The 20,611-nt window shown below is 61.7% G+C and carries 16 protein-coding genes and 1 pseudogene; 11 read left to right on the forward strand and 6 right to left on the reverse strand.

The annotated features are described in order from the left end of the window. Positions 1–119: 119 nt before the first annotated feature. On the reverse strand, positions 120–1,694 hold the full coding sequence (locus OJ996_RS16975) for an RNA-binding protein (protein ID WP_264514822.1): 1,575 nt from the start codon (positions 1,692–1,694) through the stop codon (positions 120–122). Positions 1,695–1,887: 193 nt separating this feature from the next. Between OJ996_RS16975 and rtcR the strand changes: the two genes are divergently transcribed. Continuing rightward, positions 1,888–3,495, forward strand: coding sequence for an RNA repair transcriptional activator RtcR (gene rtcR, locus OJ996_RS16980; protein ID WP_264514823.1), 1,608 nt, complete (start codon positions 1,888–1,890; stop codon positions 3,493–3,495). Positions 3,496–3,522: 27 nt separating this feature from the next. Here the strand turns inward: rtcR and OJ996_RS16985 are convergent, their stop codons facing one another. Both OJ996_RS16985 and ycaC read right to left on the reverse strand, forming a co-directional pair. Then, the gene (locus tag OJ996_RS16985; protein ID WP_264514825.1) at positions 3,523–4,383 is read right to left on the reverse strand and encodes a pirin family protein; all 861 of its coding nucleotides are present in this window, start codon (positions 4,381–4,383) and stop codon (positions 3,523–3,525) included. Positions 4,384–4,494: 111 nt separating this feature from the next. Continuing rightward, positions 4,495–5,132 (reverse strand): annotated as a pseudogene (ycaC, locus tag OJ996_RS26430) (isochorismate family cysteine hydrolase YcaC). Positions 5,133–5,224: 92 nt separating this feature from the next. Here ycaC and OJ996_RS17000 point away from each other — a divergent pair. Continuing rightward, positions 5,225–6,148 carry a LysR family transcriptional regulator gene (locus OJ996_RS17000; protein ID WP_264514828.1) on the forward strand — a complete coding sequence of 308 codons (924 nt, stop codon included), beginning with the start codon at positions 5,225–5,227 and terminating at the stop codon, positions 6,146–6,148. 77 nt (positions 6,149–6,225) lie between these two features. Here the strand turns inward: OJ996_RS17000 and OJ996_RS17005 are convergent, their stop codons facing one another. Continuing rightward, on the reverse strand, positions 6,226–7,623 hold the full coding sequence (locus OJ996_RS17005; protein ID WP_264514829.1) for a Gfo/Idh/MocA family protein: 1,398 nt from the start codon (positions 7,621–7,623) through the stop codon (positions 6,226–6,228). Between the two features lie 233 nt (positions 7,624–7,856). Between OJ996_RS17005 and OJ996_RS17010 the strand changes: the two genes are divergently transcribed. From OJ996_RS17010 to OJ996_RS17030, 5 genes are all read left to right on the forward strand, one after another. Then, complete coding sequence (locus OJ996_RS17010) at positions 7,857–8,693, forward strand: choice-of-anchor E domain-containing protein (protein WP_264514830.1); 837 nt, start codon at positions 7,857–7,859, stop codon at positions 8,691–8,693. A 120-nt stretch (positions 8,694–8,813) separates the two neighbouring features. Further along, positions 8,814–9,266, forward strand: a complete 453-nt coding sequence (locus OJ996_RS17015; RefSeq protein WP_264514831.1) for a DUF5069 domain-containing protein — start codon at positions 8,814–8,816, stop codon at positions 9,264–9,266. Positions 9,267–9,270: 4 nt separating this feature from the next. Beyond that, a complete protein-coding gene (locus OJ996_RS17020; RefSeq protein WP_264514832.1) occupies positions 9,271–10,290 on the forward strand; it encodes an aminopeptidase in 1,020 nt (339 codons plus the stop codon). Between the two features lie 40 nt (positions 10,291–10,330). Further along, the gene (locus OJ996_RS17025) at positions 10,331–11,935 is read left to right on the forward strand and encodes a hypothetical protein (RefSeq protein ID WP_264514833.1); all 1,605 of its coding nucleotides are present in this window, start codon (positions 10,331–10,333) and stop codon (positions 11,933–11,935) included. 45 nt (positions 11,936–11,980) lie between these two features. After that, a complete protein-coding gene (locus OJ996_RS17030) occupies positions 11,981–12,685 on the forward strand; it encodes a hypothetical protein (protein ID WP_264514835.1) in 705 nt (234 codons plus the stop codon). Here OJ996_RS17030 and folP read toward each other — a convergent pair. Then, complete coding sequence (gene folP / locus OJ996_RS17035; protein WP_264514836.1) at positions 12,682–13,548, reverse strand: dihydropteroate synthase; 867 nt, start codon at positions 13,546–13,548, stop codon at positions 12,682–12,684. The two genes, OJ996_RS17030 and folP, sit on opposite strands and share 4 nt — an antisense overlap. A gap of 162 nt (positions 13,549–13,710) precedes the next feature. Here folP and OJ996_RS17040 point away from each other — a divergent pair, with 162 nt between their 5' ends. Both OJ996_RS17040 and OJ996_RS17045 read left to right on the forward strand, forming a co-directional pair. After that, positions 13,711–14,607, forward strand: coding sequence for a sugar phosphate isomerase/epimerase family protein (locus tag OJ996_RS17040; protein WP_264514837.1), 897 nt, complete (start codon positions 13,711–13,713; stop codon positions 14,605–14,607). 36 nt (positions 14,608–14,643) lie between these two features. Beyond that, on the forward strand, positions 14,644–15,768 hold the full coding sequence (locus OJ996_RS17045; RefSeq protein ID WP_264514838.1) for a Gfo/Idh/MocA family protein: 1,125 nt from the start codon (positions 14,644–14,646) through the stop codon (positions 15,766–15,768). 74 nt (positions 15,769–15,842) lie between these two features. Here the strand turns inward: OJ996_RS17045 and OJ996_RS17050 are convergent, their stop codons facing one another. Then, a complete protein-coding gene (locus tag OJ996_RS17050; RefSeq protein WP_264514839.1) occupies positions 15,843–18,266 on the reverse strand; it encodes an SGNH/GDSL hydrolase family protein in 2,424 nt (807 codons plus the stop codon). Positions 18,267–18,491: 225 nt separating this feature from the next. Between OJ996_RS17050 and OJ996_RS17055 the strand changes: the two genes are divergently transcribed. Both OJ996_RS17055 and OJ996_RS17060 read left to right on the forward strand, forming a co-directional pair. Then, entirely contained in the window at positions 18,492–19,217 is a 726-nt protein-coding gene (locus tag OJ996_RS17055; protein WP_264514840.1) for a superoxide dismutase, read from the forward strand. A 223-nt stretch (positions 19,218–19,440) separates the two neighbouring features. Next, the gene (locus OJ996_RS17060; RefSeq protein WP_264514841.1) at positions 19,441–20,541 is read left to right on the forward strand and encodes a glycoside hydrolase family 43 protein; all 1,101 of its coding nucleotides are present in this window, start codon (positions 19,441–19,443) and stop codon (positions 20,539–20,541) included. The last annotated feature ends 70 nt before the right edge of the window (positions 20,542–20,611 follow it).

Consider the following 20,611-nt stretch of genomic DNA (forward strand, 5'->3'; position numbering starts at 1 on the left):
GCAGTGAAAAGGGGGTTGCCGCCACGACGGCGAGGATACGGGAGACATCGGGTTTTCAGGCCCGAACGGTTTTGGTGACGTGTAGTCTCACGAGCATCCGTCGTGGCGGCAGAGTTTCCTTAGGCAATGTTCATGCGTTCGGTTAGAGGTTGGGAGTTGATCTCGCGGACCCAGTGATCGCTTCCGTCCTCTCCGGCCGCGAAGGCCGCGATGAGGTCGAAGACGGTGTCGCTGAATCCGGCGACGTTCAGGATATCCTTCCGGTCCGGAGCTTGGGTCGTGGTGTTCGGCACCAGGTCGATGCACACGAGCCGCGCCTTCGGGTTGCGGGTCTTGAGCTTCTCCCATTCGTGCATCATTCCCGTTCCGCGTCCGCGGTTCGGATCCGCCCAGGATTCGTTGTCGGAAACATAGATCACCAGGTCCGGTGCCGACTTTGCGGCATTGAGCTTGGCGAGCGGTGCGGAGCAGTTCGTTCCACCTCCACCGATCCGGGCCAACTTGGTCGCGTTCGTCATCACGGAGTCGCGCGGGTTGAGCCGTAGATCCACGACATCGCACTCGAAGGGCAGGACTTCCGCGCTGCGGTTCTTCCGGAGGAAGGCCGCGGCCACGAGAGCCGCCACGTCGATGCAGCGCACCGCGGAGCTCGCGCCCTTGCGGTAGCCCGTCGCCGGAGAGCTCATGGAGCCGGATACGTCCGGGCAGACGACCACCCGGCCTTCGACCGCGGGGACATTGTCGAGCGCGACTTCCATCGCGTCCTGCAGGGCTTCCCGCAGGATTTTCGGCATGTCCTTGCCGGTATTCAGGTAGGCGATCATGAGCTGGTAGGGGAAGACCCGGGAGCGCCGGATCTTCTCCGGATCCGCCAGGCGTGCGGCGAGGAAGCGGGTGACATGGGAGTCCTCCAGCACCTTGTGGCGCAGGAAGGTGTTCAGATTCATCCGGGTGGTCTGCCAGGAGGCCGTCACGGCGATGGCGGTCCACTCCCGGCGACCCAGCTCCAGTGCGGTGAGCATCTGGTAGGGGACATCGGGAACATCGCCTTCGCGGGTGGCCTTCCAGTTTTCGAAGCGCTGCAGGGCCTGCGGAAGGGACTCAGTCTGATACGGCTTGCCCAAGAGACAGGCGTAGAAGGCTTCCCGCGTGGCATCGGCCGGGCGCGGGTGGACCATCCTCACCACGTCTGCCAGCGACGGGTTATTGCCGACGGAGGCGTCCAGCAGTTGGCGCTCCGTGGCGCGCTCGAGCCACTGGCGGACCAAGCGCTTCGGCGCGGAGCCGAGCGACTTGCGACCGGTCACGCCGGAGCGCAGGATCTGCACGAAGTTCCTGAGCATCTTCCCGTTGTCGATGACCTGCGGGAAGATTTCGGTGAGCCGGTCGAGATCGCGGGTGGCGAGCACCGCGCAGAGCAGGGCCGGCATGTCCTTCATGTAGCCCCGGCGCCGGGCGTAGAGCGCCGTGCGAGCGAGAAAGTCGGCATCCACCTGGCGGGCAGCTTCCAGCACACGCTCGAGCTGCAATTCCGGGGAGGCGTAGTAGGTCCGGCCGAAGCATCCCGTCACCGCCATCCGTGCGAGGGCCGCACGGGGCGACAACTCGTAGGCGACCGCGCCGGCATCGTTCCGGGTCGTGGCCTGCGGGATCAGAGCGCCCCGCAGGGTTTGGAATAGGTTCTTGTTTGCCATCTTGGGAGATCCGCCGGTTTGCTGCGGACAGATGGAGTATTGGCACTGGCCGTGCCAAGCGGATGGATTGGCATCCGGGTTCGATGGTAATGAATTGATATTCAGTGAAATAATCCCGAGGTCCTTGTTGAAGAGCTCTCCCTTATGATTTTGTGATTCCAAGAATAATAGCCGTTTGGATAAGCTATTATCCGTGAAGAGAGTGATTATTGGAATGCTCGGCACCCGGCTTGACACGGGGATCTTTCCCTCGCGTTGGGATGAGTGGCGGCCGTCGGTTTCTCTCTTCCAGCACGAGGAACTCCTTTTTGACCGCTTCGAATTTCTAGCGGAGCCCCAGTACACCAAGCTGCGGGATCAGGTGGCGGATGATGTCCGGCTGATCTCGCCGGAGACGGAGCTCCGCCATCACGAGGTGGACTTCGGCCGCGATCCTTGGGACCTCGAAAAGGTCTATAGCGTGCTTCACGACTGGGCGCGGGCCTACCCCTTCGATCCGGAGCGGGAGGAGTACTTCGTCCACATCACGACCGGAACGCACATTGTTCAGATCTCGCTGTTCCTGCTGGTGGAGGCGGGCTTCATCCCCGGTGTATTGGTCCAGACCGCTCCGCCGAACGGCGGCACCCGGCCGAAGCACAAGGCTCCGGGCCGTTATGCGCTGATCGACTTGGATCTATCGAAGTACGATGCGCTTAGTACGCGCTTCGCGAAGGACCAGGGTGAGACGGCGGACTTCCTGAAGAGCGGGATCGCCACGCGCAACCGCGGCTTCAACACCCTGATCGACCGCATCGAGCAGGTGGCCCTGCGATCGCAGGCCCCGGTGCTGCTCACGGGCCCGACCGGTGCGGGCAAGTCGCACCTGGCGAGGCGCATTTTCGAGCTGCGGAAGCAGCGGGGTGGTCTGCGCGGCTCCTTCGTCGAAGTGAACTGCGCCACCCTCACCGGGGACACCGCGGCCTCCGCGCTCTTCGGTCATGTGCGGGGCTCCTTCACCGGAGCTCAGAAGGACCGCCCCGGCCTGCTGCGCGAGGCGGACGGCGGCTTGCTCTTCCTCGATGAGATCGGCGAGCTGGGCCTGGACGAGCAGGCGATGCTGCTGCGCGCGCTTGAAGACAAGACCTTCCTGCCGGTGGGCGCGGATCGCCCGGTGAAGAGCGATTTCCAACTCATCGCAGGAACAAACCGCGATCTGCGGGAAGCCGTGGTAAAGGGACGCTTCCGCGAAGATCTGCTGGCACGGATTCACCTCTGGACCTTCGCCCTGCCTTCACTGGCGCAGAGGCGAGAGGACATTGCTCCGAATCTCGATTTCGAACTAGAGCGCTTCAGTGGATCGCAGGGGAGGAAGGCGAGCATCAACCGCGAGGCCCGCCAGGCATTCCTGCGTTTTGCTGAATCACCGGACACTCCATGGTCGGGAAACTTCCGAGATCTGAATGCAGCGGTGACCCGCATGGCCACCTTGGCACCGCGCGGACGTATCCGGGTGGAAGAGGTCGAGGAAGAGGTCCTGCGATTGCGCGAGAGCTGGAAGAGACCGGGTGGGGGGATCACGAGAACGGAAGAGTATGATCTTGAGGATCTGTTAGGTCCGGCGGCGGAGGAGATCGATCCCTTCGACCGCGTGCAGCTCGCGCATGTGGTAGCGGTCTGCCGGCGTAGCAAGACGCTCTCCGATGCCGGGCGCGAGCTCTTCGCCGTCTCGCGGCAGAAGCGGGCCGTGGCAAATGATGCGGACCGGCTGAAGAAGTATCTCGCCCGATTCCAGCTCGACTTCGCCCGTTGCCGGGAATGAAGCGGCTGGAACCGAGGAGATGGCGCTTCAGAGTGTCCCCATCGCGCCCTGCTGGAAATCGCGGAAGGCTTCCATGATCTCCATCGGCGTGTTCATCACGAAGGGGCCTTGACCCACGATCGGTTCGCCAATCGGCTCACCGCTCATCAGCAGCAGCCGCGAGTCCGCGAGAGCTTGGAAGAGAAGCTCGGTGCCTTCCCGCTCAAATACGGCCAAGGCTCCTTCCGCCGCCCTCTCGTCGCCGTCCATCATGATCTCCCCGCGCGGGACGAGGAGGGCCGTGGTGTGTCCGCTCGGGACCTCCAGGCGAACGAATTTCCCGGCTTTCACCTCGATGTCCCAGAGGTTGATCGGGGTGAAGGTCATGGCAGGTCCGCTCCGGCCTCCGAACTCACCCGCGATCACGCGGACGCTTCCTGCTTGGTCGGGCATATCCACCACCGGGATGTCTTGCTTGAGCAGGGTCTGATAGCGTGGCGGCGCTCCCTTGTGCTTTGCGGGCAGGTTCACCCAGAGCTGTGCCATTTCGAAAAGCCCTCCGCTCCGGGCGAAATCTTCCGAGTGATACTCCTCATGGAGGAGGCCGCTGGCCGCAGTCATCCACTGGACATCTCCGGGGCCGATCTTGCCGCCGCCTCCACTGGAGTCGCGGTGTTCCACCTCGCCTTGGTAGCTGAGGGTCACGGTCTCGAAGCCACGATGCGGGTGAGCTCCAACGCCACGACGCCGGGTGGTAGGATCGAAGTGATGGGGCTCGGCGTAGTCGAGGAGCAGGAAGGGATCGAGCTCCTTCCCGAAGCGGTCGTAGGAGAACACCGACCTAACAGGAAAGCCGTCTCCCACCCAGTGGGTGCCCGAGCTCTGGTGGATGAAGTTCAGCTTTTTCATGGTTCGATCATCGCTTGCGATGCCGGTCTCGTAAAATACCCCTTTGGTCCGCTGAGCATGCCCGGGCGGCATGGCCGGAGACCGCACGGGTGCGGTCCCCGGCCCGGTCTCTCACGTGTCCGCTGCCGCCTTGCCGTGGTTGTAGCTGTTGATCAGGCAGCGGTAGCTCGGCAGATGATTGGAGAACAAGGTGGCGAGCCCTTCGATGTCGTTCCGCCAATCGCGGTGGAGCTCGCATGCCGCGCCGAACCAGCTCATGAGCTGGACACCGGCCGCCTGCATGCGGAACCAAGCGGCATCGCGCGTGGTCTTGTTGAAGGTTCCGGAGGCATCGGTCACCACGAAGACCTCGAAGCCTTCCTCGATGGCGGAGAGTGCCGGGAAGGCCACGCAGACTTCGGTCACGATTCCCGCGATCAGCAACTGCTTCTTGCCGTGGCCTTCACGGCCTTGACGAAGTCCTCGTTATCCCAAGCGTTGATATTCCCCGGGCGGGCGATGTAGGGTGCATCCGGGAACATCTCTTTCAGTTCCGGCACCAAGGGGCCGTTCGGACCTTCCTCGAAGCTCGTTGTTAGGATGGTTGGGAGATTGAAGTACTTCGCGGCACTGGCGAAGGCCAGCACGCCATTCTTGAAATCATCCGGCGAGAAGTCCTGGACACAGTTGGTGAGGCCGGTCTGGTGATCCACTAGCAGCACGGCGACATCGTTTTTATCCAAGCGGTTGTATTTGAATGCGGAGTTCATCTTGGTCTTTGGTTGAGATGGAGCATGTGGTGTATCAGATGCGAGATGCCGCCGGAAATACTTCGTGGTTCCGCTCACCATGCCCCGCAGGTATGCTGCCATTCATGGAGCTGAGGCACCTGAGGTATTTCGTGGCCGTGGCGGAGGAGGAAAATGTGACCCGTGCCGCGGCGAGGCTGCGTGTCGCCCAGCCTTCGCTCAGCCGGCAGATCCGCGATCTGGAAGGAGAGCTGGGAGTCGAGCTGTTTGATCACGCGGCCCGCGCCCTGTGCCTAACTCCGGCGGGCCGACATTTCCTCCAGGAGGCGCGGGAAGCGATCGCGCGGGTTGATGAGGCGGTCCGGTCGGTGAGGGAGTATGCCCACGGCGAACATGGCGAGATTCACATCGGTTACTCCCCTACCTTGAGCAGTGCGATCCTGCCGCACGCCTTGCGCCGCTTCCAGAATCTCTATCCGAAGGTTCAAGTGCGGCTGCACGATCTATCGACCGCGGAGATGCTGGCGGGACTGCGGGCACGGGATCTGGGGGCCGCGCTGTTGGTCAGGCCGAGGGAACTCGCCTTGGAGGGACTCTCATTTCAGGAGATCGTCCGCTTTCGACCCGCGGTGGCGCTCCCGCCTGCGCATCCCCTTGCAGCGCTATCGAGCGTCAGCGTGGAGCAGTTGCTGGATCAGCCTCTCATCGCATACAACGACTCGGAGTATCCGGAGCATCGTGCGTGGCTCGAGCGGATCTTCGCGGAGAAGACCATGCCCAAGGTTGTGGCGGAGTTCGACAGCTTCTCCAGTCTCATCACCAGTGTGGAGTCGGGTTGTGGCCTCGCCATCGTACAGATGGGTTTCGAGAATCTCGCGGGCTCGAGGCTCGAGGTTCGTCCGGTCCGCGACCTGCAGGGAAGGGAATTTTCCTTCGGGGTAGCGCAATCCCGGAAGGACGACTCGCGCCTGACAAAGGAGTTCGTCGCCAGCTGTCTCGCTTGTTCGGAACTCGGCGAGCCAGCGATGGAAGCATGAAGAGGGCAAAAAAGAGTGGCCGCCCTTCCCCAAGGACGGCCACTGAACCCAACAAAGAAAGGGAATAGAGACGCGGATCAGGCGATCACGCCCAGCGGCTTGGTCGTCTTCCAGCCGCCGCGGGTGAAGTCCGGGAAATCCTGCGGCATGCCGTCTTCCTTCACCGACTTCTCGCTGAGCGGAGCGACGGAGGACCAGAAGCAGCCTTCGTAGACGTTCTGGTCGAGCGGCTCGCCCTTACGGAGGCACTCGATGATGCGGTAGAGCATGAGGAAATCCATGCCGCCGTGGCCGCCCATCTTCGCGGACAGTTCGCCCATGCGCTTGTAGAGCGGGTGCTCGTACTTCTGGGCGATGGCATCGAACTCCTCCGAGCTGGTCCACTGGTGGTAGCTCTTGGTCATGCCTTCGATGGCCATGCCGTTCGGGAAGCCCTTGAGCGTGCCCTTGGTGCCTTGGATCAGGTTGTGGCGGGAGTAAGGGCGCGGCGAGGTTTCATCCCACTGCACCAGCACGGTGCGGCCAAGCACGGTCTTGATGATCGAGGTGTTGATGTCGCCACCCTCGTAATTGAGCGTCTTGAACTCCGGCTTGGTAAGCTTCTTCGATTGCGCGGCGTAGAGCGCGCGGCCCTTGGCGGGCGAGGAGAAGGAAACGAGGCGGCGGAAGTTGTCCTCGGTGCGGGCGAGGCTCATGTACTGCGCCACCGGTCCGAGGCCGTGGCAGGGGTACAGGTTGCCATTGCGCTTCGCGTAATGGTAGGTGCGCCAGGAGCCGGTGGTATCGCCATTCTCCATCTGGCCGCGCAGCTCGTGGATGTAAGCGGCCTCGCCATGCAGGAGCTCGCCGATCACGCCTTGGCGGACCATGTTCAGGTAGAGGAGTTCCTCGCGACCGTAGTTCACGTTCTCCATCAGCATGCAGTGGCGGCCGGTGGCTTCGGAAGTGTTCACGATCTCCCACATCTCCTCGACAGTGAGGGCGATCGGGATCTCCACGAAGGCGTGCGCGCCGGCCTTCATGGCGGCGACGGCCATCGGGCCGTGGAGTTCCCACGGGGTGGCGATGAAGACGGCATCCGGCTTCGCTTCCACGAGCATCTTCTGCCAGGCATTCTCATCGCCGGAGTAGAGCTTCGGTTTGTGGCCCTTCTCGACGACCTTCTTCTCGGAGCGCTTCACGAGATCCTCGCGCAGGTCGCTGATGGCGACGACCTCCACGCCCTCGATCACGGCGAGCTGGGAGATGTGGCCGGAACCGCGAGCACCGACGCCAATGATCGCGACCTTCACTTTATCGAGCTTCGGCGCGGCGAAATCGCCCATGTACTTTGCGCCGGAGGGCCGGGCTGGCGAACCCTGTGCACCCGCGATGCCGGTGGCAGCCGTGAAGGCGGCACCCACGCCGCCCAAAGTCTTCAAGAAGCTCCGGCGGCCTGCGGCGGAAATAGTCACTTTTTCGTCTCCGTTGATCATTTTGGTGTCGCGTGGAATACCGATGGGTAGCGAATTCCCTTTCAGGTGACAACCCCGCGAATCGCCGGATTTTTGCGATTTTGGGTAGCGGCAGGTCCGGATGTGAAAACCTGAGTGGGAAGAGTGGTTTGAGAAGGATTCGGCAGTCTGTCAGATCGGTGGATGCATTTGGAAATGATGGCCTTTCTGGCGTCCCGATTGCTTGTGCGATCCCGAATAGAGTTCGAGATCTTATGAAACATATACTTCCGGTTATTCTCGTCCTTGGTGGCCACTCCTTGCTGGCCGAGACGGTGGTCCAGCCCGCCGATATCTCCGCCACGAATGCGGGCAGTCTCTATAACGGCTACGGCAGCTCGCAGCTCGCTCCGCCGAATGTGATGAGCTCCTCCTTCCAGCCCTTCAATCCGGCGCTGGGAACCCTGAGCTCCTTCACGGTGCGCTACGAGATCGGAGGCGAGTTGTCCGGCGGCGTGGGTACGGATGCCGAGGTGGCCTCGGCCAATGCGGGCTTCGGCGGCACCTACAAGATCGGCGGCTCCGCGTTCTTCGGCGGTGGTGGCGGCGGTGGTTCCGAGGCGGAGGCGGGGACCGAACTCTCGGGCACCTACGGCATGCCTGCCTACGAGCGGACCTTCCTGCCCGGAGATGCGGGCAACCCGGCGTCCGGAGCGAATGCCTATGACCCCGCGATTCTCACCGCGGTGACGGGAGCTGCACCGGTGCCGGTGACCTTTGACATGACGCCGAGCAATGGCGTGAACGTGAACTACAGCAATGTGCAGGACCTTTCCGCCAGCCTGAATGGCAAGATCACCCTGACGTACACTTATGAAACCGGGGCTGGCACCGAGGAATTGAAGGTAACCAGCATCGTGAGGAACGGCGCACAGGAGACTGTCTCGATCGAATGGACCTCGAGCACGGGAAAGACCTACGCGGTGGAGGCTTGGGATGGCACCGGTGACTGGACGACGATCGCGCCGTCCGTGACGGGCGGATCCTACACCGAGGAGAATGTCCCTGCCACGGTGCCGCGCCGTTTCTACCGCGTGCGGGAAAACGAGTGAGCGGAGATCGGTTTCGATGATCCGGCCGCCCCCTCGGGACGGCCGGATTTTTCGTGTCCGCGGCGGATGGAAAAAACCATTCGGCATCGGCCTCTTGCCGCGCCAAGTTGGTAGCAGCTTATGAGGATTGAAGGAATCAAGGGCTGCTATGAGAAGACGGGCGGGATGTTCTACTTCGCGCGGATGTGCTCGAAGATCCGCCTGCGCGGGGAGGACAAACTGCCGGAGGACTATTTCGACATGCTGGGGAAGGGCTTCGATGGCCGGACCTGTCGCTACCTTGGAGTGAGCTATGAGGAGCTGAAGGCGCAGGTGCTGGATGGCAAGGAAGACAGCGAGGTATTGGAGTGGTGCTTCAGCAAGGGGCGCCGGCTGACCGCGGAGGAGATCCTGATCTACAACAGCTTCATGAGCAAACGCGGCTGGCGGGATGACGAGACGGACGAATTCATCCCCCAGGCGATCAAGGATTACGGGGTGCCGGATGACGGGAAGGTGATCACGGACTTCGACCTGATCGAGGTGGACGAGGCGCGCTGGTATCCGGACATGTGGCGCGATGCGTGGAAGTGAGCTGATGGCGCGAACTCTTCCATCGCTGACCGCGGTTCTTCCCGCGTTGATGCTGCTGGCCTCTTGCCAGACGGCGAAGTTTTACACGCAGGCGGCGGGCGGGCAGTTCGAAATTCTGCGGAAGAGCAAACCGATCCCGCCGATCATCGCGGACCCGGCCACTCCGCCGAAACTCAAGCGGCAGTTGTCATCGGTGCAGGAGATCCGGCAGTTCGCGAAGGATTACCTCACCTTGCCGGGCGACGAGAGCTACGGGAAGTATGCCGATCTGGGCAGGCCATACGTGGTGTGGACGCTCTATGCCGCGCCGGAGTTTTCGCTCGAGCCTAAGACTTGGTGGTATCCCACGCTCGGTCGCTTGGATTACCGCGGCTTCTTCCGCGAGTCCGATACCGACGAGCTGGTGGCCAAGCTACGCCAGGAGGGCTACGATGTGGCATCGGGCGGCACGACCGCTTACTCGACCTTGGGGTGGCTGCATGACCCGGTGCTGAACACCTTCGTGGATGCCGCGGATGTGGATCTTGCCGAGTTAATCTTCCACGAGCTCACTCACCGTCGCTTGTTCCGGAATGGCGATACGACCTTCAACGAAAGCCTGGCCAATGCGGTGGCCGAGGTGGGGGTGAAGCGCTGGCTGAAGCACCATGGGCGGTTTGACGATCTCAGGAAATACGAGGCGCGGTTGGTGCGCCGGGCTCAGTTCTATGACCGCATCGATTCCACCCGCGCGGAGCTAAAAACGCTCTATGATTCCAAGCTGCCGGAGGGGGAGATGCGGCGCGAGAAGGCGCGGATCTTCCTAGGACTACAGAACAACTTCCGCGAGCTGCGGCGGCGCTGGGGCGGGCGCGGGTTGGAGAACTGGCTGAAGGAGGACGTGAACAATGCGCACCTCGTTTCGGTGATCACCTATCACCATCACGTTCCCGCTTTCCACAAGCTTTTGGAGGAGTGTGGCGGTGATCTCGACCGTTTCTTTGAGGAGGCGGCGAAGATGAAGCTGCCGGAGCCGGAGCGATGAGGGGTGATATGAATGGCGGGGAACGTCCGTTTTGCTGGGTGTGAAACCCTTCCTCCTGCCTCTTCTCCTCGGGAGCGTCTTGGCGGCCGAGCCTGCCAAGGAGCGCTGGATTTACCTGCCCGCAAACTTCCAGGTCGATGCGAAGGCGGATGAAGTGGCCGGTCTGATCACTCGTGCGGGGAAGGCAGGCTATACCCACGCGCTGGTGGCGGACTCGAAGTTCAGCCGCCTCGCCACGGTGATGCCGAACTACGCGCCGAACGTGGCGAAGGTGAAGGCGGCGGCGAAGGAGGCGAAGATGGAGATCGTGCCGGCGCTATTCCCCGTCGGCTACTCGAACGATGCGCTGTTCCACGATCCGAACCTTGCGGAGGGACTGCCGGTGAGGGATGCGAAGTTCGTGGTCAAGGGCGGCTCGGCGGAGATCGTGGCGGATCCGCCGGTGTCCCTGCCGGGCGGGCAGATGAATGATCGGAGCGGCTGGGGCTTCATCGACGACAATCTGGTGGTCGAAGATGGCGCAATGCGCTCGGGGCCGACGGAGGGCAACGCCCGCATGCAGCAGCCGCTGAAGGTATCGCTCTTCCGGCAATATCACGTCTCGGTGCGGATCAGGACCGCAGGCTTCGGGGGCGGTCAGGCGGAAATCAAGGCGATCGGCAAGAATGGTCGGCAACTGCAGTGGAGTTACCTGAAGGTGCAGCCGGACCAAGGCTGGACTCAGCACGACGTGACCTTCAATTCGCTGGATTCGGAGGAGGTGGGGATCTACTTCGGGGTCTGGGGCGGGCATCGCGGCACGCTATGGTGGGACGATGCGAAGATTGAGGAGTGCGGACCGGTGAATCTCTTGCGCCGTCCCGGGGCTCCGCTGGTGGTGAAGCTGGAGGGGGGACGGGAGCTCGTGGAACAGCATGATTTCGCCAAGCTCGAGGACACGGGGATGGGCACCAAGCCTTGGGCGGGCGAGTTCACTTCCTGGCACGAAGCGCCTATCCTTCAGATTAAAGACCTGAAGGATGGAGATGTACTGAGGGTGTCGTACTACCACACCCATGTCATCCACGATGGCCAGGTCTGCGGCTGTGTGGAGGAGCCTGCCTTCAGGGAAATCCTGCGCGATCAAGCCGGGCGGGTGCCGCAATTGTGGGAGACCAAGATTCACATGATGTCGCACGATGAATGGCGGGTGCTGGGCTGGGATGCCTCCTGTTTGAAGAGTGGACTGGGCCCCGGAGGCATCGTGGCCAAGAATGCTCGTTTCTGCGTGGACCTGCTGAAGGAGAAGGTGCCCGCCGGGAGAATCCTCGTGTGGAACGACATGTTCGATCCCCACCACAATGCGGTGAAGGATTACTATCTGGTGAACGGCAGTCTGGAAGGAGCTTGGGAAGGACTGGAGCCGAAGGTGCAGATCATGAATTGGAACTTCGGCAAGCGGGAGGAGAGTCTCGCCTTCTTCCAGAAGCGCGGCCATGAGCAAGTCATCGCGGGCTTTTATGATGAGCCGCTACAGAATGTCTCCGCCTGGATCGACTCCGGGGAAAAGGTGGAGGGCGTGAAGGGTTTCATGTACACCACCTGGCGGAGCGATTATTCGAAACTCGAAGAGGTGGCGGAGATCCTGCGGAAGCGGGGATGGTGAATCTTCTGCGTGACGAGTGAACCTGCGTGGCGGAGGATCATGGCCGTGAAGCTTCCATTCGTGCTCATTCTCTGTCTCGTCTTCGCGATGATCGGGTTCTTCGGGGGCAAGATTTCCGGCAAGTCGGCGGACGGGGAAGACGATCCAAGTGCCAAGCCGGGGAGCGGTGCTGTGGTGAGCGGTCCGAGAGGGGAAGACCCGGATTCGCGGCGCGGGACGGCAGGGAAAAAATCCGAGCGCCGCACGAGCTCTTCCGGCGGCGAGAAGCGTCTTTCGGACGAGTTGAAGGAGCTGCTGACGATGTGGAACAAGCCAGACGTGAAGGTGGAAGAGGGGGATGAGCGCGAGATCTTGCATGCGGATCTTGGAGAGCTCAGCCAGATCCTCGCATCCATCAGCCGGGCGGATGCCGGGGACTTGGCGGAGCTGCGGGAGATGCTGATGAAGACGGAGGAAACCACCGACGACGGCGAGATGCTCAATGCCTTGCTGATGCTGCCGCTGATCGGCCGTGATATCGAGATCCGCGGATCCGCAGTGTTGGAGGAAACGGTGGAAAAGGCCGCGGTCGAGGAAGACGACAACTTCTCCGAGGTGCTGCCGATGATGGCCTACACGCTCGCCAAGCGGAACCCGGCCGAGGCCGAGGCATGGCTGAAGAATTTCGAGGCGAGGCCGGATGTCGATGACTTCACGGTTGATGTGGACGAGCTGCGAGCCGTAATCGAGAAGGCAAAGACGGATCCTTAAACCGTCGCGATTGCATCGAGGATGCGTGTTGTTTGCCACGCGGCCCGGACGTCATGCACGCGGAGGATATTCGCGCCGCGTCGAACCGAGGCACTGATGCAAGCGACGGTTCCGGCGTCCCGCTCGCGCGGTTCGGGAATGCCTAGCACTTCGCCGATCATCGTTTTCCGGCTTACGGGAATCATGAGAGGGCGACCGAAGCGGGTGAGCTTCCCGAGTTCCCGGAAGATCCGGAGGTTGTCGTCGCGCTGTTTGGCGAAATCGATGCCGGGATCGAGGATGATGGATTCGGGCGGCAGCCCGGCGGCCGTGGCCATGGCGATCTTTTCGGCGAAGAAGGTATCCATCGCCGCCATCACGTCCGGCCACTGCTGGTGAAGGTGCGGGATCTTGGGCTCGCCCACGGAGTGCATGATGAGCAGGGATGCGCCGCTCGCCGCGCAGAGTCGGGCGTTACGGTCGTCGGGTAGCCCCCCCATGTCGTTGAGCAACTCGACGCCCAGCGGTAAGACGGTCTCCACCACCTCGGGCCGCCAGGTATTTGCGGAGAGGATGGGTGGCCAGACTTGGGCTTCGTCTTTCGGGCCCGCGTTCCGGATGGCCGCGGGCCAGCCATTCAGGAATCCCCGGAAGCGCCGGACCTCTTCCTCAATGCTCACGGCGGATCGGTTCGTCCGCGCACTCTCCGCCCCCACATCGATGATATCAGCCCCTTCCTCCGCCTGCCGCAGTGCCTGCTCGAGGGCGGCTTGGCAGTCGAGCGTGCCGTCGCCGGAGAAGGAGTCGTCGTTCACATTCACGATCCCCATCACCAGCGGGCGGTGGGGGAAGGTGATCTCGCGGACCGGGAGTTTCCAAAGCACGGACCGAGTTGAAGCCGGTAAACCGGGATCCGTAACCTCAAAATGAATACTTTGGGCACGGTTTTTCAATCCCTTGATTCCACACTTTGAGCGCAATCATACACACGCCGACCACTTTCGTCATAGCTGGTCTTCCGGTACTCATTATGGTGGGCTGAAACCATGAGCGTCACTTTTGGAGCAAGCACTTGGCTGTGGACTTCCCCCTTCAGCTCGGAGCAAGGCGAACTACTGCGGGGAATCGCGCGTCTCGGCTTCGATGCCGTGGAGCTTCCGATCGAGGATCCCGATCTGGTGGATCCGGGCAAGATCCTCCCGATTCTGGAGGAGACAGGCCTCACTCCCTACCTCTGCGGCGCTTTCGGGCCCGGTCGCGATCTTACCAATCCTGACGCATCCGTGCGGGCGAATACTCGAGCCTATCTCTCTCGCCTGATGGATCTCGCCGAGGTGCTGGGCGTGCCCTTCATTGCCGGCCCCATGTATGCCCAAGTCGGCAAAGCCCGCCAACTGGCCCCGGAGGAGCGCCAGCGCGAATGGGATCTCGCCGCAAGAGAACTCCACACCGTGGCGACCGAGGCCGGTAACCGCGGCCTCAAGCTCGCCATCGAGGCGATCAACCGCTTCGAAAGCGACTTGGTGAACACCACCGCGGACACCATCCGCCTTGTTCGCTCCATCGGGCACCCGGCTGCGAAGGCGATGATCGATACCTTCCACATGACCATCGAAGAGGCGGATATCGGTGCCGCCATCCGCCACGCTGGCGACGATCTCATCCACGTGCAGGTGAGCGAGAATCACCGCGGCGTGACCGGCACCGGCCTCACCCCGTGGCAGGACTTCCGCGACGCCCTAGGGGATATCGGCTACAAGGGCGCGGTGGTGATCGAGTCCTTCACGCCGGACAACCGCGATCTCGCAGGCGCGGTGTGCATTTGGAAGCGCTTCACCGCCACTCAGGACGAGTTCGCGGCGCGCGGGCTCGCCTTCATGCGCGACCTCTTCGACCAACCGCTGAGCAAGTCGAAGGCTTCCGCTCTTGCCGCTTCCGTATAATCTCTGATTTCCTACTATCCGGTCCCTTCTCAACCCATGAGTGATATCAACATTGCCATCGTCGGCCTCGGCTTCGGAGCCGAATTCATCCCGATCTACCAGCGCCTGAAGGGCGTGAACATGTATGCCATCTGCCAGCGGACCCAATCCAAGCTGGACGAAGTGGGCGACAAATACGGGATCGCCAAGCGCTACACCTCCTACGACGACCTGCTCGCCGATCCCGACGTGCATGCGGTGCACATCAACTCGCCGATCCCGGATCACGCGGAGCAATCGATCAAGGCGCTGAAGGCTGGCAAGCACGTGGCCTGCACGGTGCCGATGGCAACCAGCGTGGAGGACTGCAAGAAGATCGTCGATCTGGTGAAGGAGACCGGGTTGAAGTACATGATGATGGAAACCGTGGTCTACGCCCGCGAGTTCCTTTTCATGAAGGAACTCTACGAGAAGGGTGAACTCGGCAAGGTCCAGTTCCTCCGTGCCACGCACCAGCAGGATATGGATGGCTGGCCCGGCTACTGGCCCGGTCTCCCGCCGATGTACTATGCCACTCATTGCGTCGGCCCGATTCTCGGCCTCATGGGTAGCCAGGCGGAGTATGTTTCCTGCTTCGGTTCCGGCACCATTCGCGAGGAGATGCACTCCTGCTATGGCTCGCCCTTCGCGATCGAGACCTGCCACATCAAGTTCAAGGACAGCGATCTTTCCGCCCAAGTCGTCCGCTCGCTCTTCGATGTCGCCCGCCAGTATCGCGAGTCCTTCGAGGTTTACGGCTCCAAGAAGTCGGTCGAGTGGCCCTTGATCGAACACGATCCGCTCGTGATCCACACCGCCAAGAAGCCGGAGCCGGAGATTCCCGAAGAAGTTCAGTGCCCGGACTTTGCCCACTACCTGCCGGAAGAAATCCAGCTCTTCACGAAGGGCGGCGTCTACGGTGGCGATACCGGTGAGGATCACCTTTCCTTCACCCAGGGCGCCGGTCACGGCGGCAGCCACCCGCACCTCGTCTGGCAGTTTGTAAAGATGCTGCAGAGCGGCACGGATTCCTACCCGAACGCCGTGCAGAGCGCGAACATCACCTGCACCGGCATCCTCGCCCACGAATCTGCACTCAAGGGTGGCGAGCTCATCCGCCTGCCGGAGTGGAGCTTGTCCTAAAGAAGTCGATTTCCAGGTTAGATCCGCATCAGAAGGCACCCCGCGAGGGGTGCCTTTTCTGCGGACAGGCGGACTCAAGGATTCTCGGTGATGCGGTAGAAGCGCCGGTCATCTGTCTCCGTGATCGTGGTGTCGTTGTAGCGAGTGGAAAGGCCAGCCGAGGGATAGGCCGCCTCCAAGGTCGCCCATAAAGCGCCAAGTGAAGAGCTGGTTTCGACCTTGTAGGTCTTCCCTAAGTTTGAAGTCCAAGCGAGAGAGGCTTCGCCCCGGGAAAGAGAGGCTACATCCAACGAGATGATCACCGGATCGGCGATGGCCGCGACCGTGCCGACCACGTCGATTTCGCGCATGGTCACGCCGCCACCTTGTTGGCTTTTCGTGTCCAACATGGTGAAGCGGATTGCGTCGATCTTACGGAACAGCATGCCACCGGGACGCGTGATCCTTACCTTGGTCGAGCCCGCAGGGCCATTGCCTGCCACATTGGTCACGGGTTGGTAGTCGACAAGACAGCCGGGCTCCGTGGTGAAGAGGGAGGCTCCGGCATAGCGAACGCTGATCTTGTACTTCTGGTTCATGAAGCCGGCATTCGACCATGCCGCGATCGAGATCACGCTGCTCACATCATAGCCCGCGCCGTTGCCGAGCCCCAGGTAGTAGGTGCTGCTGGAGATGTTGCCGTCGGAGGCCCACGTCACGGCAGTGGGGTCACCATTGCCGCCGTGAAGTCCGTCGTTGATCTGGGGGCCGGGTAGCCCGCTCATGAACTTGTAATTGAGATGAGTCCCGTCGAGTCCATGCAACAGGTCGTTGCCCAAGAGATCCCCCGAGAAATGGGCCTCGTCTCCGCTCGATGCGGTCGTGATGAGAACAGGCTGTGGATTCGGGTCTGCGGGCTCCGCTTTGTTCAGCACGAACTTCTGCGCGAGAGAACCGCCCGCCGATCCTGAGGCACTGACCCGGATATCGTAAGATCGTCCCGGCGGATCGAGATGGAAAGGGTGGTCGCCGGCGATCACTTGGCTCCCCTGAATGCGGAACTTCGTGTTATCTTCGTCGCCGTCACCGCCGGAAAGGACGTAGGTGAGCGACCCGGAGGGATCACCTGGATCTCGCAAGGTGGCGATGGTATCTCCCGCCTCCGTGTCGGCAGGGATGCTACTGCGGTCTAGTGCAAGCGAGGCCACTGCGGGAAACCAACTGCGCGCCATCAGTTCATAAGCGCTGTTGGTCGGATGACTGAATCCATTTGAGAACTTGGTGGGATCAATGGAATGGTTGTCCGCCGGATCGGTTAGAAAGTTCCGATGCTGGTCCACGGTTGAGATCTTCTTGCCTTGAGCCTTTAGTGTGGGAACTAGGGTTTCGCGGATGTAGGTGTTGTAGGCGATGAGATCGGCACTGTAGATCGACATTGGCGTGATCTGGGCCACGACCACAGCGATATCCGGCTTGGTGCTGTAGATCGTATTCATCAAGGTCGCGATCTGCGACGGACTCTCGGAATTGACTCCATTGATCCCGACCATGAGCAGGATCATGTCAGGCTCATCGGCCTTGATCCAAGAGGCCGCATACACGTTCACTCCATAGATGCCGATGCCGGCGGTGCCTCGGTGCCAGCCTTGGGCAATCTGAGGATCACGTAGTTCGTTTACGGGATAAACCGTTGCGCCCCGTGTCGGGTCTCCAAAGGCACCCGTGAACGGTTCGTTGGATCCTCCGACGAAGTGGAATGGGATTCCAGCTTCGCCCAACATTCGTGCCAAGGGACCGCGGTATCCGAACTCGAAAGGGACATGCCATCCCGCATCGGTGAATCCCACCGTGATGGAATCGCCGAGCGGCATGATTCTGAGCCGCTTTTCCGGTGTAGGTGCGAGGTTTTCGAAGCCCATGTTCGCTCCGCCCCATCCGCTCGGCCGGTCCCCGATGACTTGGAGGCTACCGGCATTGAGTCCGCCGCTCTGCAGTCCCGAGAGGCTGCTGGCGGATGTTCCGACGGCCGGGTTCATCGGAAGTGCAGGGCCGAGGGATTCCGTCCATGGATCGCCACCGTGGGTGGAGACGAGCCCGTAATAGTCGGCATCTTGTCCAAGGTCCGGCAGCAGGATCTCCGGGATTGCTACCCAGCGGTAGCCTCCCTCCAGCCGTCCCGTGGTGCCAGCGGGGATGGTAGCCCGCGCCAACTCCACATAGGAAGACCCGCCGTTGTAGCGCACGATCATTACCTCGTGGCTGCTAGCCAAGCCGTCGCCACCCCGGTCCCAGTAGCCGAGACGGTTGATCCTGACGCCAGTGACCGGGGTATAGAAGCCGAAGCCCGCATTCGAGTGCTGGTCCGTACGGATATCGGAACCCGGCTCGCGAAGCGCCATCGTGATGGTCCCCTGCGAAAGGCCCGAAAATGCCGCGATGAGGCTAGTGGAGATCAGGAGGGTGCGAACGCGATGGATTCGCGCCGTGACGGAATGGATGAGGTGCCGGTGAAAAAGCATGCGGGCAACAACTCTCCCGGCGATTAAAGGGGATCCTGCGGGGCGGCCAGAACAATTGCAGGGAATGCGCAGCCACCAGCCTTGGCTCGGTGTGAGTCCGGCCGGTTTTCTCCAAAGCCCGGGAAAAGGGCTGTCCGCCGAACAACTTACGATGTGTGGACATCTCCGATATTCCCAAAAGCTTTCCGTTTGTCCCCGGGGCGAACCTGCATATCGTGCGGGACCATGAATGCTCCTACCCCTGACCGCCGCTCCTTCCTGAAACTCTCGATTGCAGCCGGTGCCGCGGCGATCGCGCCGGCCGCGCGGGCCCAGGATGCCGCCTTCTCGCTGCCCAAGCTGCCCTACGCCCTCGATGCCTTGGAGCCGCACATTGATGCCAAGACCATGGAGATTCACCACGGCAAGCACCACGCCGCTTACATCAAGAATCTGAACGACGCGATCGCGGCGAATGACTACCTGAAGGGCAAGACCGTCGAGGCGATTGTCGGCGGGCTGACTGCAGTGAAGGACGAGGCGGTGCGCACCACGCTGCGCAACAATGCCGGCGGTCACTGGAACCACACCTTTTTCTGGGAGGTCATGGCTCCGGCAGGCAAGGGGGGCGAAGCCGGCGATGACCTGGCCACGGCGATCAAGGAATCCTTTGGTTCGCTCGATGACCTGAAGAAGGCTTTCAACGAGGCCGCCACCAAGCGTTTCGGCTCCGGCTGGGCTTGGCTGATCGTCCAGGACAAGAAGCTCAAGGTGGTCAGCACCGCGAACCAGGATAATCCGCTGATGAAGGAGATCGTGCCGGATTCCGATTTCGGCACGCCGATCCTGGGGCTCGATGTGTGGGAGCACGCCTACTACCTGCACTATCAGAACAAGCGTCCCGACTACATCACCGCTTGGTGGAACGTGGTGAACTGGAAAGAAGTCGAGCGCCGCTTCAAGACAGCGTGATCTCCGGCCAGCGGATCTAACCGATGCAAGAGCATCGGCTCTTCAAGTCGACAACGATGACCGGCACCGCAGTTGGCATGACTGCGGTGCCGTTTCCGTTCATACCAAACCGATTCATCGGCAAGCAGAGGGGATTCGGCAAGTCGCGGGGAAATGTCCCTGCCACGATCGATCCGGCCTGCGGCATGCTCGCCCGGGTTCACAATATCTGTCTGTGACTCCGATGAAGCTTCCTCGCCTCTGCCGCCTTCTTGCCCTTGTCTTGATTCCTCTCTCCAGCCCGGCCGCGGAGTCTTTCACCCCCGGGGAGATCTGGAAGGACACCGATGGCGTGCATATCAATGCCCACGGGGGCGGCGTGATTCATCATGGCGGCACCTATTATTGGTTCGGGGAGCACAAGATCTCCGGCCCCAAGGGGAACTCCGCTCAGGTCGGGGTGGGCTGCTACTCGTCGGCCGACTTGATCACATGGAAGAACGAGGGAATCGCCCTCCCGGTTTCGGAGGACGCTTCGAGCGAGATCGCCCGCGGTTGCATCATCGAGCGGCCAAAGGTGATCCACAATGCGAGCACCGGGAAGTTCGTCATGTGGTTCCATCTCGAGCATCTCGGAAAAGGATATGCCACAGCGCGCGCCGCGGTTGCAGTGGCCGACAAGATCACGGGACCCTACGTCTTCCATTCCTCGCATCGCCCGAATGCCGGATCCCTGCCGGTGAACCATAATCCCGAAGCGGAGGACCGCGTCTTTGAATACTTCAAGCGCGACCTCTCGGGCGGACAGATGTCGCGGGACATGACTCTCTTCGCCGATGACGACGGAAAGGCCTACTTGATCGGTTCGGCGGAGGAGAACTACACGCTCAATATCTCCCTGCTCACGCCGGATTATCTAGGCTTCACTGGCGTTTACTCGCGGGTCGAACCGGGCGGCCACAACGAGGCTCCGGCGATCTGCAAGCACGAGGGAAGATACTGGATGATCACCTCCGGTTGCACCGGTTGGGATCCGAATGCCGCCCGCTCCTTCGTTGCGGATCACCCGCTCGGCACGTGGAAGTCGCTCGGGAATCCCTGTGTCGGACCCAATCCGAATGGGGGCCCGGGTCCGGAGCTCACCTATGGCGGGCAGAGCACCTACATCCTCCCTGTGGCGGGCAAACCCGGAGCTTTCATCGCGATGTTCGATGTCTGGCGCCCCAAGGATCCGATCGATGGCCGCTACCTCTGGATGCCGCTCGATTTCAGTCACGGCCGTGTCTTGGTCCGGCCCCCTGCGGAATGGACTCTCTCGGTTTTTGACCAAGCCGTCAGGCCCTGATCCTGGATCGGGGCCTCGATTCGCAGCAAATTTCCCGCAAATTCTTGTCCGTTTCCTCCGGGAGGCGGAC

Origin of the sequence: Luteolibacter rhizosphaerae (assembly GCF_025950095.1) — a bacterium.
GTDB lineage: Bacteria > Verrucomicrobiota > Verrucomicrobiia > Verrucomicrobiales > Akkermansiaceae > Haloferula > Haloferula rhizosphaerae.

Coding starts and splice junctions, on each gene's coding strand:
- OJ996_RS16985 (WP_264514825.1), bottom strand. CDS start 4,383: ATGAAAAAGCTGAACTTCATCCACCAGAGCTCGGGCACCCACTGGGTG.
- OJ996_RS17045 (WP_264514838.1), top strand. CDS start 14,644: ATGAGTGATATCAACATTGCCATCGTCGGCCTCGGCTTCGGAGCCGAA.
- OJ996_RS17015 (WP_264514831.1), top strand. CDS start 8,814: ATGAGGATTGAAGGAATCAAGGGCTGCTATGAGAAGACGGGCGGGATG.
- OJ996_RS17000 (WP_264514828.1), top strand. CDS start 5,225: ATGCTGCCATTCATGGAGCTGAGGCACCTGAGGTATTTCGTGGCCGTG.
- OJ996_RS17010 (WP_264514830.1), top strand. CDS start 7,857: ATGAAACATATACTTCCGGTTATTCTCGTCCTTGGTGGCCACTCCTTG.
- OJ996_RS16975 (WP_264514822.1), bottom strand. CDS start 1,694: ATGGCAAACAAGAACCTATTCCAAACCCTGCGGGGCGCTCTGATCCCG.
- OJ996_RS17050 (WP_264514839.1), bottom strand. CDS start 18,266: ATGCTTTTTCACCGGCACCTCATCCATTCCGTCACGGCGCGAATCCAT.
- OJ996_RS17005 (WP_264514829.1), bottom strand. CDS start 7,623: ATGATCAACGGAGACGAAAAAGTGACTATTTCCGCCGCAGGCCGCCGG.
- OJ996_RS17060 (WP_264514841.1), top strand. CDS start 19,441: ATGAAGCTTCCTCGCCTCTGCCGCCTTCTTGCCCTTGTCTTGATTCCT.
- OJ996_RS17055 (WP_264514840.1), top strand. CDS start 18,492: ATGAATGCTCCTACCCCTGACCGCCGCTCCTTCCTGAAACTCTCGATT.
- OJ996_RS17040 (WP_264514837.1), top strand. CDS start 13,711: ATGAGCGTCACTTTTGGAGCAAGCACTTGGCTGTGGACTTCCCCCTTC.
- OJ996_RS17020 (WP_264514832.1), top strand. CDS start 9,271: ATGGCGCGAACTCTTCCATCGCTGACCGCGGTTCTTCCCGCGTTGATG.